Genomic DNA, 11,204 nt, shown 5'->3' with positions numbered 1-11,204 from the left:
ATCAACAACCGTTTGCTCGCGCCAGCTTTTATTCCGTTTTTATTAGGCGGAAGCAGTTGGCTTTTCGGGTTTTTTCATCGGCACAAAAACCAAAAGTTGCGTTATGTAAACGTGCTGTTTTTACTTGCCTTTTTAATTTTACCTTGGCGGGAATACAAAACAGACGACGAGCGTTACTACGCCGAAAACGAATACGGCGTTCCCGGCTACACCGACGATTCTTGGAACAATTCGCCTTTTGCCAAATTCTTGCGCAAACATCAATCGGTTTTTAAACCCAATTTACCCGTTTATTCCAACTCCAGCGATGGTTTTTACTTTTTCAGCGGCCTGCCTTGCCTGTTGTTGCCCAACCATCATTACCCATGGCAAACCCAGGAATTTGCACAAGTTCAAATGGGTTATCTGGTTTGGTTTGATGTGATTAACGAAGCGGATTTACTCAACAAAAAGGAAATCTCAACTTTAAAAAACTTAAAATTATTGTACAAATTGCCCGATGGCGCAGTTTATCAATTTGAAGAATTGAACAAAAAATAGGGTGTAAAAGAAGCATTTAGCAATAACTTCTTCTTTTATTGCCGTGTATTTTTATATTTGCACACCGCTAAATTTTAGCCGGGAAAAACAACATGAAAAAATATTTCACACCGCTGCACCACCACCATCATTCTACCCAAGTTTGATCTTGTTTTGCATGAAATATTAATTCTTTTTTTGTTATCCAACCCAAAATCCTTTGAAACCACTTAAAATAGCGATCCAGAAATCAGGTCGCCTCAACGAAAAATCGGTTGAACTGTTAAAAAACTGCGGCCTTTCTTTTGAAAACTACAAAAGCTCTTTAATTTCTCCGGTTTCCAATTTTCCGCTGGAGATTTTGTTTTTGCGCGATGACGATATTCCGGAATACGTGCAAGACGGCATTGCCGATCTTGGAATTGTAGGCGAAAACGTAATCCTGGAAACCGAAGTGGAAGTAAGTTACCTGCAACGTTTAGGTTTCGGAAAATGCACGCTAAAAATAGCATTGCCAAACGATAGCGCAGTTGAAACTTTAAACGATTTGGAAGGAAAATCCATCGCTACCTCCTACCCGGTTATTCTGCATAAATTCTTGAAAGAGAAGCAAATACAGGCAGATATCCGCACCATTTCCGGTTCGGTAGAGATCAGTCCGGGTTTGGGTTTGAGCGATGCGATTTTCGATATCGTTTCTACCGGCGGAACCTTAAAAAGCAACGGATTGAAAGCTTTTGCAGATGTGATTTCTTCGGAAGCGGTTATGATCGGCCGGAAAGGCGAAGAAAACAACGAACACGTGCAGGAACTGATCCAGCGTATCCAATCGGTTTTGCGCGCCAAAGAAACCAAATATGTGGTGTTGAATGTGCCGCAACATTGCCTCGATCAAATCCTAAAATTACTGCCTGGCGTAAAAAGTCCGAGTGTGATTCCTTTGGCCGAAAGCGGTTGGGTTGCGGTGCATACGGTTATCCCGGAACGTGATTTCTGGAATAAAATCAGCGAATTGAAAGCGGCAGGCGCACAAGGGATTGTGGTGATGCCGATCGAAAAAATTATTTTGTAATACTGTTTTTACCAGGCAAAAATTGGTGAGCGATGTTAAAAGTTTTTAATTACAACGAACTTTCGGAAGCAGAAATACAGCAATTGACGTTACGCAATACAGATTCCGGCAACGAAATCCGCGAAACGGTAAAAAGCATCTTGGCAAACGTAAAGCAAAATGGCGACCAGGCTTTGCGCGATTATGCTTTAGCTTTTGACAAAGTTACTCTAAACCAGTTGTTTACCGGAGAAGCAGAAATTGCCGAACTGGCCGGACAGGTTTCGGACAAACAAAAACAAGCGATAAAAACAGCATATCAAAATATTTTTAAATTCCATCAAAGCCAAGTTCACGAAGAAAAAAAAGTAGAAACCATGCCCGGCGTAACCTGTTGGCGCGAATTGCGGCCAATTGAAAAAGTTGGTTTGTACATTCCCGGCGGCACCGCGGTTTTGCCAAGCACTTTTTTGATGTTGGGCATTCCCGCAAAAATTGCAGGTTGCAAAGAAATTGTGGTTTGTTCTCCGCCGCAAAAAAACGGAAAAATCAATCCTTACATCGCTTTTGTTGCGCAATTGTTGGGCATCAAAAAAGTATTTTTAGTTGGCGGCGCACAAGCGGTTGCGGCCATGGCATACGGAACGGAAAGCATCCCAAAAGTGGATAAAATTTTCGGGCCTGGAAACCAGTACGTTACCAAAGCAAAAACTATTGTTCAGTCCACAACCGTTACGGCCATTGATATGCCAGCCGGCCCTTCCGAAGTTTTGATTATTGCGGATGAAAGTGCAAATCCGGTTTTTGTTGCTGCGGATTTATTGGCGCAGGCCGAACACGGGATTGATAGTCAGTCTGTTCTCGTTTCAACCTCAAAAAAACTGATTGACGAAACCATCGCAGAACTGGAAAAGCAATTGCCGGTTTTGCCGCGAGCAGCAATCACCCAAAAAGCAATCGCAAATTCGTATGCTGTTTTTACCGATACTTTTTCAATGGCGATGGATTTCAGTAACCGATATGCACCGGAACATTTGATACTGGCAACCAACAACTGGCAAACGATAACCGATCACATCATCAACGCCGGTTGTGTTTTCCTCGGACAGTTAACGCCCGAACGTGTCGGCGATAGTGCTTCGGGAACAAATCATACGTTGCCCACAAGTGCTTATGCACGTGCTTATTCGGGCGTTTCGGTTGATTCTTTTGTAAAGAAAATTACGTTTCAGCATTTAACAGAAACAGGTTTGCAAAACGTTGGAAAAACAGTAGAAATTTTAGCGGAACTGGAAGGTTTACAAGCGCATAAAAATGCGGTAACGGTACGGATGTAGAGACGTTGCATGCAACGTCTCTGGCATAAAAACAAAGGATTTGGAGACGTTGCATGCAACGTCTCTACCCCACAAAAACAAAAAAACATGTTTAACCTCCAAAACCTCCTTCGGGAAAATATCAAAAACCTCAAGCCCTATTCATCTGCGCGGGATGAATTTCAGGGCGAAGCAAGCGTTTATCTGGATGCCAATGAAAACGCGTACGGTTCTCCGCTTCCAGAAAACTTTAACCGTTATCCTGACCCGTTACAATCAGCAGTGAAACAAAAAATCACGGCCATAAAAGGAGTACCGTCTCGAAATATTTTTTTGGGAAACGGCAGCGATGAAGCGATTGATATTTTGTTCCGAAGTTTTTGTCGGCCCGGAATTGATAACGTGATCCTCGTTCCGCCAACTTATGGCATGTACCAGGTTTCGGCCAATATCAATGACATCGCTGTAAAAAACGTTCCGCTTACGGCTGAATACCAGTTGAACATGGAAGGCATTGCGGAAGCAATAGATGCAAATACCAAACTGATTTTTATTTGCTCGCCTAATAACCCAACCGGAAATTCAATGAACCGCGAAGATGTGGAAACGCTGTTAGCTAATTTTGATGGAATTGTGGTGGTTGATGAAGCATATATTAATTATAGTCGGCAAAAAAGTTTTATCCAGGAACTGACCGAATACGGCAATTTGGTGGTGATGCAAACGCTTTCAAAAGCTTGGGGATTAGCCGGTTTACGCATCGGGATGGCTTTTGCTTCCGAAGAAATTATTGAAGTTTTTAACCGCGTGAAACCTCCGTATAACATCAATGAAGCTTCACAAAAATTAGCTTTACAAGCGTTAGATAATATCAACCAAGTAAACCGATGGATTAAAGAAACGTTGTTGGAGCGCGATAAATTAGTGCTGGCTTTGAAAAACTTTGATTTTGTGCTTGATATTTTTCCTTCAGACGCCAATTTTATACTGGTAAAAACAGTATCGCCAAAAATTATTTACCAATTTTTGGTAGAAAAAGGAATTATCGTGCGCGACCGTTCTAAAGTAGAACTTTGCGAGGGTTGTTTGCGGATTACCGTTGGAACGCCGGCAGAAAACACACAATTAATTAACACGTTGAGCTTATTTTCGGCATGAAAAAACTCTTATTTATTGACCGAGACGGAACGCTGATTACGGAACCGGAAGACGAGCAAATTGATTCGTTTGCCAAGCTGAAATTCTATCCGCATATGCTTCAGTTTCTACCTAAAATAGCTAAAGAACTTGATTTTGAGTTAGTTATGGTAAGCAATCAGGATGGCTTGGGAACGATCGTTTATCCGGAAGATACATTTTGGCCGGTACAAAACTTCATTATCAATACTTTAAAAAACGAAGGCGTTGTGTTTTCAGATATTGTGATTGACCGCACTTTTGCCAAAGACAAAGCGCCGACACGCAAACCCGGAACTGCTTTGTTGACCAAATATTTTAATGCCGAAAAATATGATCTGAAAAATTCTTTTGTGATCGGCGACCGGTTAAACGATGTGGTACTGGCAAAAAACCTGGGCGCAAAAGCAATTTGGTTAAACAATCAAACCAATTTAGGCGGATCAGAATTTTCAGGACAAAATCCCGAAGAATTAAAACCGGTGATTGCTTTGGAAACGGCAGAATGGGAAAAGATTTACGAGTTTTTAAAGTTAGGCGAGCGGAAAATTGAACACCGGCGGACAACTAAAGAAACGGATATTCTGATCAAACTAAACCTGGACGGAAAAGGCGAAGCGAAGGTTTCAACTGGTTTGCATTTCTTCGACCACATGCTGGATCAAATTGCAAAACACGGCAGTATTGACTTGGAAATCAATGCAAAAGGCGATTTGCATATTGATGAACACCATACGATTGAAGACACCGGAATTGCTTTGGGCGAAGCTTTTGCACAAGCTTTAGGCGATAAAAAAGGCATCGGCCGTTACGGATTTCTGCTGCCCATGGACGATTGCCTGGCGCAGGTTGCTTTAGATTTTGGTGGAAGAAATTGGATTGTTTGGAATGCTTCTTTTAGCAGGGAAAAAATCGGGGAAATGCCGACGGAGATGTTTTATCACTTTTTCAAATCCTTTTCGGATGCGGCCAAATGCAATCTCAACATTAAAGCAGAAGGCGAAAATGAACATCACAAAATAGAATCTATTTTTAAAGCATTTGCAAAAGCGATAAAAATGGCGGTAAAACGTGATGTGAACAACATGGTTTTGCCAAGTACAAAGGGAGTTCTTTAGGTGCGAGGTTTGAGGTAAGAGGTTTTGAGCCAAGCGTTCACACCTCAAACCTCTAACCTCGCACCTCTAACCTAAAAAGAAATGATTGGAATTATACAATATGGCGCCGGTAATATTTTTTCGTTAACGGCTGCCTTGGATCGGTTGGGAATTGAATACGGCATGATTGCGCAGGAAAGCGATTTTGAGCAGTACGACCGTTATATTATTCCGGGCGTTGGCCATGCGGGTGCGGCGATGTTAAAATTGGCGAGTACCGGATTAGTTCCGGCAATCAGACAACTCACAAAACCGGTTTTGGGAATTTGTGTGGGCATGCAATTAATTACGGCTTTTTCGGAAGAAGGAAATGCTGATCTGCTCAATATTGTTCCCGTAAAAACACTTCGTTTTAAAGAAGCCGAAAGTTTAAAAGTGCCGCATACCGGCTGGAACCAGGTGCATCCGAAAGAAACGGAAGACCTGTTCAAAAACATTGCTGCCGATGCCTATTTTTACTTTGTACATTCTTATTTTATCGAGCACAATAATTTATATACTTTAGCATCAACGCAATACGGCGTTCAGTTTTCGGCTGCTATCCGTAAAGATAATTTCTTTGGTGTACAATTTCATCCTGAAAAATCCGGTACTGCCGGCGAAACTTTGTTAAAAAACTTTGTCAACCTTTAATGCTCAAAAATAAAATGTACATCATTCCTGCCATTGATATTCTGAACAAGAAAGTAGTCCGTTTGCGCGAAGGCGATTATAACCAAGTAACAAAATATGAAGTTACGCTGGAAGAAATGATTGAAAGATATCAATCTAACGGAACTGATTTTATCCATATTATTGATTTAAATGGCGCTAAAGGTGATTTTAGCAATCAAGAGTATTTAGCTGATGTAATCAGGAAAACTGCTATGAAAGTACAATATGGTGGTGGCGTGCGCAGCATTGAAAAAGTAAAAGAGTTGATTGGTGCAGGCATTCATCGGGTGATTGTTGGAACGCAAGCCATTACCAATCCAACTTTTCTGAACGAACTGAGTACTTCTTTTATCAGCAAAAAAAACCTGACCGATCATGTGGTGATTGCCATTGATGTGTTGGATGAAGTAATTAAATATTCTGGATGGATGGAAAGTTCGCCGGTAAAGTTGATGGATTATGTAGATCGTTGCTTGCATTTAGGCTTTTTCAGGTTTTTATGTACAGATATTAATAAAGATGGAAAACTGGGCGGCGCAGGTATCGAACTTTATGAAAAGCTGTTAGACCATTCGCCTTTTATCAAACTAATTGCTTCCGGCGGTGTAAGTTCGATGAAAGACGTTGAAAAATTAAGCGAAATCAGTGTAGAATCTTGCGTAGTTGGCAAAGCCATTTACGAAAACCATATTTCGGTTGAAGAAATTAAGGATTGGAATTTAAAAGCGATGGCAAGTTTGTAAGCCCCCCAGCCCCCTAAAGGGGGAGTTGAATAGCAAGTGTAGATATAACTAAATGAAAAAGAAGTTGTTTTTAAGCGCTCATGCTAAAATATTTGAAAATGCGAAAGCATTAAGACATAATATGACTCCTGCGGAAGAATTTTTGTGGGAGAAGTTACGGGCTAACAACAGGAATATAAAATTTAGGAGGCAACACGCGCTCGGAAATTACATTGCAGATTTTTATTGCCATAAACACAAGTTAGTAATTGAGTTGGATGGAAGTATTCACCAATTACCAGAAGTTCAAATAAAAGATCACGAAAAACAAACCTTCCTTGAAAGCGAGGGATTAAAAGTATTAAGGTTTACAAATCAACAAGTGTTTAGCAACGCAGAAAAAGTTTTGGAAGAGATATACCGTCATGCAGACTCCCCCTTTAGGGGGCTGGGGGGATTAGCGAAACGCATTATTCCCTGCCTTGATGTAAAAGACGGACGAACCGTAAAAGGTGTAAACTTTGTGGATCTGCGCGATGCCGGCGACCCGGTAGAACTTGCATGGCAATACTCGCAGCAAGGTGCCGATGAACTGGTTTTTCTTGACATAACGGCAACGCACGAACGCCGTAAAACCATGGTAGAACTGGTAAAAGCAGTTGCGCGAAACGTAAATATTCCGTTTACCATTGGCGGCGGCATCAACGAAATTTTAGATGCTGATGTTTTATTAAACTCCGGTGCTGACAAAATTTCCATCAATTCGGCTGCCGTTCGTAATCCTGATCTGATTGATCAGCTTGCTAAAACTTTCGGTGTTCAGTTTGTAGTTATTGCAGTTGATACACGTCGTGTTGGCAACCAGAACTTGGTTCATTTAAATGGCGGACGGATTGCAACCGAGCACGAAACTTTTGCATGGATAAAAGAAGCAGAAAGCCGCGGTGCAGGCGAAATCCTGTTAACATCAATGGATCATGACGGCACAAAAGCTGGTTTTGATTGCGAATTTTTAAAGCAGATTAACGAGCAGATCAGCATTCCGCTAATTGCTTCTGGCGGTGCCGGAAACCAGCAGCATTTTGTAGATGTGTTTCAAAAAGCTGGTGTTGATGCGGCGCTGGCTGCTTCCGTTTTTCATTATGGCGAGATTTTAATTCCCGATTTAAAGCAAACGTTAAAAAATAACCAGGTGCAGGTTCGTTACTAATTTCAACCCGAATACTTCTTTTATCAGCATAAATTTAGTGATGCCTATTTTAATTGAAACTTCGCGATTATTGTTGAAAGAGATGAGCGAAGATGACGCGGAGGATTTGTTCGACCTAAACAACGATCCGGAAGTGATGCGTTATACCGGCGATAAATCTTTTGAAAACATTACTGAAGCTTTCAATTTCGTTCAAAATTATCAGCACATCTACCAAAAATATAGTTGTGGCCGTTTGAGTTTATTCAACAAAGAAACCAACGAATATTTAGGTTGGTGCGGCTTAAAGTACCTCGATCAAAAAAACGAAACCGATTTGGGCTACCGTTTAAAAAAGAAATTTTGGGGAAAAGGTTTTGCTACAGAAGCGGCTTCTGCTTGTTTAGACGATGGTTTTAAAAGGCTTCAATTGGATTGTATCTTTGCTACCGCAATGAAAGAAAATACACCTTCCATTAATATCTTTAAAAAATTAGGTTTGAAATACCTGAAAGACCAGGACTGCGGTTGCCAGCCGGGCGTTATTTATGCAATTACCAAACAAGAATGGAAATAGATTTTAAGAAATCAGCCGACGGATTGATACCGGTAATTATACAAGATCATCAAACCCTGGAAGTGCTGATGCTGGGCTACATGAACCAGGAAGCTTACGACAAAACCCAGGCCGAAAAAATTGTAACTTTCTTCTCCCGCTCCAAAAACCGTTTGTGGACCAAAGGCGAAACCAGCGGCAATTTTTTGCATGTAAAAGAAGTATATTTGGATTGCGACCAGGATACAATTCTCATCAAAGCCAAAGCTGACGGACCAACTTGCCACACCGGTTCGCGCAGTTGTTTCGCTACAGAACACAACCAGAATTTTATTTTTGAACTGGAAAACATCATCCGTGATCGTTACGAAAACCCGCAGGAAGGTTCGTACATTAACAAAATGCGCCAGAAAGGCTTAAATAAAATTGCGCAAAAAGTGGGCGAAGAAGGCGTAGAAATCGTGATTGCCGCTTTGGCCGAAACCGAATTTGACCTGGTAAACGAAGCATCCGATCTGGTTTTTCATCTGCTATTTTTGCTTCGTGAGAAGAATATTAGTTTGGAAAAAATTGCTAAAAATCTGGAAAGCAGGCATAAGTAAGTTGTTTCCATCGCAAGTTTTGAATGTAAACTCAAACCAATATCAAACCTTGCTTTCAACCTAAAACTTAAAACAGAAAACTGAATGCAAGTTGAAAAAACAGCAGAACTTTCCGGCCACGCCAATCCGATATTTGCTTTAGCTTTTTCGCAAAAACCAGGAATCATTTTTACGGCCGGAAACGATAAAGGCGTGGTAGAATGGAACACGAAAACCAATGCTTTTATCAAAGTGATGTTTCCGGTGGTTACTTCGGTTTATGCTTTGCATTGTCCGGCTGGTTTTCCGTTGTTGTTTGCCGGTTTGCGTAACGGCGATGTTTTGGTGTTTGATTTTCTGAAGCAACAATTATTGCCAACGCTAAAACATCACCTAAAACCAATTTTTGATATTCAATCTGTTTCGCATAAAAAAGAATTATTGGTGGCCAGCGAAGATGGTTCGGTTTCGATCTGGAATTTAGAAGATTTAAGTTTGGTACATACAATTCCGGTTGCTGCGGATACGGTTCGTTGCATCAGTGTTTCGGCTGAAAACAAACAGGTTGCTTTTGGTTGTCGCGATAATACTGTCCGTATTTATGATTTGGAAGATTATACACCAATCAGAACTTTGACTGGCCATACTTTACCTGTTTTTTCTGTTGCTTATGCACCGCTTGGTAATTATTTAGTTTCCGGTTCGCGCGATGCGCAATTGAAGATTTGGGATTGTAAAACATTTGAATTAATCCAGAATGTTCCTGCTCATTTATTTGCTGTAAATTCAATCGCTTTTCATCCAACCGAACCTTATTTTGCTACGGCAAGTATGGATAAAAGCATCAAAATCTGGGGTTCGGATGATTTTAAATTGTACAAAATCATCAGCAGGGAAAAAGGGTTTGCCACGCACCGTTTGTCCATTAATAAAATTGCCTGGAGCGCGGACGGCAACAAGTTGGTTTCGGTTGGTGATGATAAATTGGTGATGGTTTGGGAATTTGGCTTTTAAAAACTGCTGGTTCAAAACCAAAATTTCCTTTCGGTTAAATTCCTCCAGATTAAATGTTTATAACATAAACAATCCGCTTGTTCGTGCTGTTATGGAAACAATTAATGATCTTAAGCACAATTTTAAAAGAAGAAACTATGAAAAAGTTAAATGTGTTATTTTTGGCCGGAGCTACTGCCCTTGCCATGCAAGCTTGCAACAGTTCTACCAAAACCAACAGTACCGAAGTTGCCCAAGATTCTAATTCCGCAAAAGACACTTCAGGAATGATGTCAAAAAAAGACACTACAGCTAAAACAGCCGGTGGTGTAATGAAAGTGGATAAAGACGATGCCGATTTTGCAGTGGAAGCAGCAAACGGTGGAATGGCCGAAGTTGCTTTGGGCCAAATGGCACAACAAAAAGCAACCAGCCCTGATGTAAAAGCTTTTGGCGCTAAAATGGTAACCGACCATACTAAAGCAAACGACCAGATGAAAGCGCTTGCCAAAGAAAAAAACATTACTTTACCGGCAACTGTGGGTAAAGACGAGCAAAAAATTATGGACGACCTAAGCAAAAAATCAGGTAAAGATTTTGATAAAGCTTATGTAAAAGCGATGGTGGAAGACCACGATAAAGACGTAAAAATGTTTGAAAAAGAATCGAAAGACGGCAAAGATACCGGTGTAAAATCTTTTGCTTCTACAACTTTGCCCGTGTTAAAAATGCACCAATCCATGATCAAAGCCATTGATCAAAAAATGAAGTAATACTTCTTTTACCGGTATAAAAATGGAACATTATTAATTTAGTGTTCCATTTTTTTTGCTGATTTTTTACTGCTAAAAGAAGCGTTTGATGATGCGCAAACGGTGTGTATATTTTTTTTGCTCGGTAGAATAAATGCCCTGGTTATCAATCTGGTCAACTTTTACATTTCCCGAAGCATGGATAATTTGCTCGTTGTTGATCATGATCCCAACATGCACAATCCTGCCTTCTTCGTTGTCAAAAAAAGCCAAATCGCCGGGCAAAGCACTTTGTAAAAAAGCTACAACTTCACCTTGTTCCGCTTGTTGCCAGGCATCGCGCTTTAACTGATTGCCTTGCTGCCGGTAAACAGCCTGTGCAAAGCCAGAGCAATCAATACCAAAATGTGTCCTTCCTCCCCATAAATATGGCGTGTTTAAATAAGAGTACGCGTAATCGAGGATACTGTTTTTACCGGGTAAAAATTGGTGAAGCAATTCAAAAGTTGTGTTACCGATTGAAAACTGATTTTGTTCA

13 protein-coding genes and 1 pseudogene are annotated in these 11,204 nt (G+C 40.8%); 13 read left to right on the top strand and 1 reads right to left on the bottom strand.

Annotated features, from left to right (window positions below):
- The 13 genes and pseudogenes from Q0192_RS07130 to Q0192_RS07070 all read left to right on the top strand — a co-directional run.
- Positions 1–540: hypothetical protein (locus Q0192_RS07130; RefSeq protein WP_299288202.1), on the top strand; the 540-nt coding region annotated here is incomplete at its 5' end.
- Positions 541–739: 199 nt separating this feature from the next.
- A complete protein-coding gene (hisG, locus tag Q0192_RS07125; protein WP_299288199.1) occupies positions 740–1,591 on the top strand; it encodes an ATP phosphoribosyltransferase in 852 nt (283 codons plus the stop codon).
- A gap of 32 nt (positions 1,592–1,623) precedes the next feature.
- Positions 1,624–2,907 (top strand): histidinol dehydrogenase, encoded by a 1,284-nt coding sequence (gene hisD, locus Q0192_RS07120; protein WP_299288196.1) that lies wholly within the window; start codon positions 1,624–1,626, stop codon positions 2,905–2,907.
- Between the two features lie 87 nt (positions 2,908–2,994).
- Complete coding sequence (gene hisC, locus Q0192_RS07115) at positions 2,995–4,044, top strand: histidinol-phosphate transaminase (RefSeq protein WP_299288193.1); 1,050 nt, start codon at positions 2,995–2,997, stop codon at positions 4,042–4,044.
- On the top strand, positions 4,041–5,180 hold the full coding sequence (hisB, locus tag Q0192_RS07110; protein ID WP_299288191.1) for a bifunctional histidinol-phosphatase/imidazoleglycerol-phosphate dehydratase HisB: 1,140 nt from the start codon (positions 4,041–4,043) through the stop codon (positions 5,178–5,180). The genes hisC and hisB overlap by 4 nt, the downstream gene beginning before the upstream one ends.
- Positions 5,181–5,261: 81 nt before the next feature.
- On the top strand, positions 5,262–5,852 hold the full coding sequence (hisH, locus tag Q0192_RS07105) for an imidazole glycerol phosphate synthase subunit HisH (RefSeq protein ID WP_299288188.1): 591 nt from the start codon (positions 5,262–5,264) through the stop codon (positions 5,850–5,852).
- A 14-nt stretch (positions 5,853–5,866) separates the two neighbouring features.
- The gene (locus Q0192_RS07100) at positions 5,867–6,616 is read left to right on the top strand and encodes a 1-(5-phosphoribosyl)-5-[(5-phosphoribosylamino)methylideneamino] imidazole-4-carboxamide isomerase (RefSeq protein WP_299288208.1); all 750 of its coding nucleotides are present in this window, start codon (positions 5,867–5,869) and stop codon (positions 6,614–6,616) included.
- A gap of 52 nt (positions 6,617–6,668) precedes the next feature.
- Positions 6,669–7,010 (top strand): annotated as a pseudogene (locus Q0192_RS07095) (endonuclease domain-containing protein); the annotation flags it as partial.
- A gap of 33 nt (positions 7,011–7,043) precedes the next feature.
- Positions 7,044–7,805, top strand: coding sequence for an imidazole glycerol phosphate synthase subunit HisF (gene hisF, locus Q0192_RS07090; RefSeq protein WP_299288205.1), 762 nt, complete (start codon positions 7,044–7,046; stop codon positions 7,803–7,805).
- A gap of 40 nt (positions 7,806–7,845) precedes the next feature.
- A complete protein-coding gene (locus Q0192_RS07085) occupies positions 7,846–8,361 on the top strand; it encodes a GNAT family N-acetyltransferase (RefSeq protein ID WP_299288185.1) in 516 nt (171 codons plus the stop codon).
- On the top strand, positions 8,352–8,942 hold the full coding sequence (gene hisIE, locus Q0192_RS07080) for a bifunctional phosphoribosyl-AMP cyclohydrolase/phosphoribosyl-ATP diphosphatase HisIE (RefSeq protein WP_299288182.1): 591 nt from the start codon (positions 8,352–8,354) through the stop codon (positions 8,940–8,942). Before Q0192_RS07085 ends, hisIE begins: the two co-directional genes overlap by 10 nt.
- A gap of 84 nt (positions 8,943–9,026) precedes the next feature.
- A complete protein-coding gene (locus tag Q0192_RS07075) occupies positions 9,027–9,935 on the top strand; it encodes a WD40 repeat domain-containing protein (protein ID WP_299288179.1) in 909 nt (302 codons plus the stop codon).
- A 137-nt stretch (positions 9,936–10,072) separates the two neighbouring features.
- The gene (locus Q0192_RS07070) at positions 10,073–10,687 is read left to right on the top strand and encodes a DUF4142 domain-containing protein (RefSeq protein ID WP_299288176.1); all 615 of its coding nucleotides are present in this window, start codon (positions 10,073–10,075) and stop codon (positions 10,685–10,687) included.
- A 72-nt stretch (positions 10,688–10,759) separates the two neighbouring features.
- Here Q0192_RS07070 and Q0192_RS07065 read toward each other — a convergent pair.
- The coding region (locus Q0192_RS07065; protein WP_299288173.1) for a C40 family peptidase at positions 10,760–11,204 on the bottom strand (445 nt) is incomplete at its 5' end.

Source organism: uncultured Mucilaginibacter sp. (genome assembly GCF_937859865.1).
Classification (GTDB): domain Bacteria; phylum Bacteroidota; class Bacteroidia; order Sphingobacteriales; family Sphingobacteriaceae; genus Mucilaginibacter_A.
The sequence above is the reverse complement of the archived record's forward strand: the minus strand, read 5'-3'. Positions and strand labels throughout refer to the sequence as shown.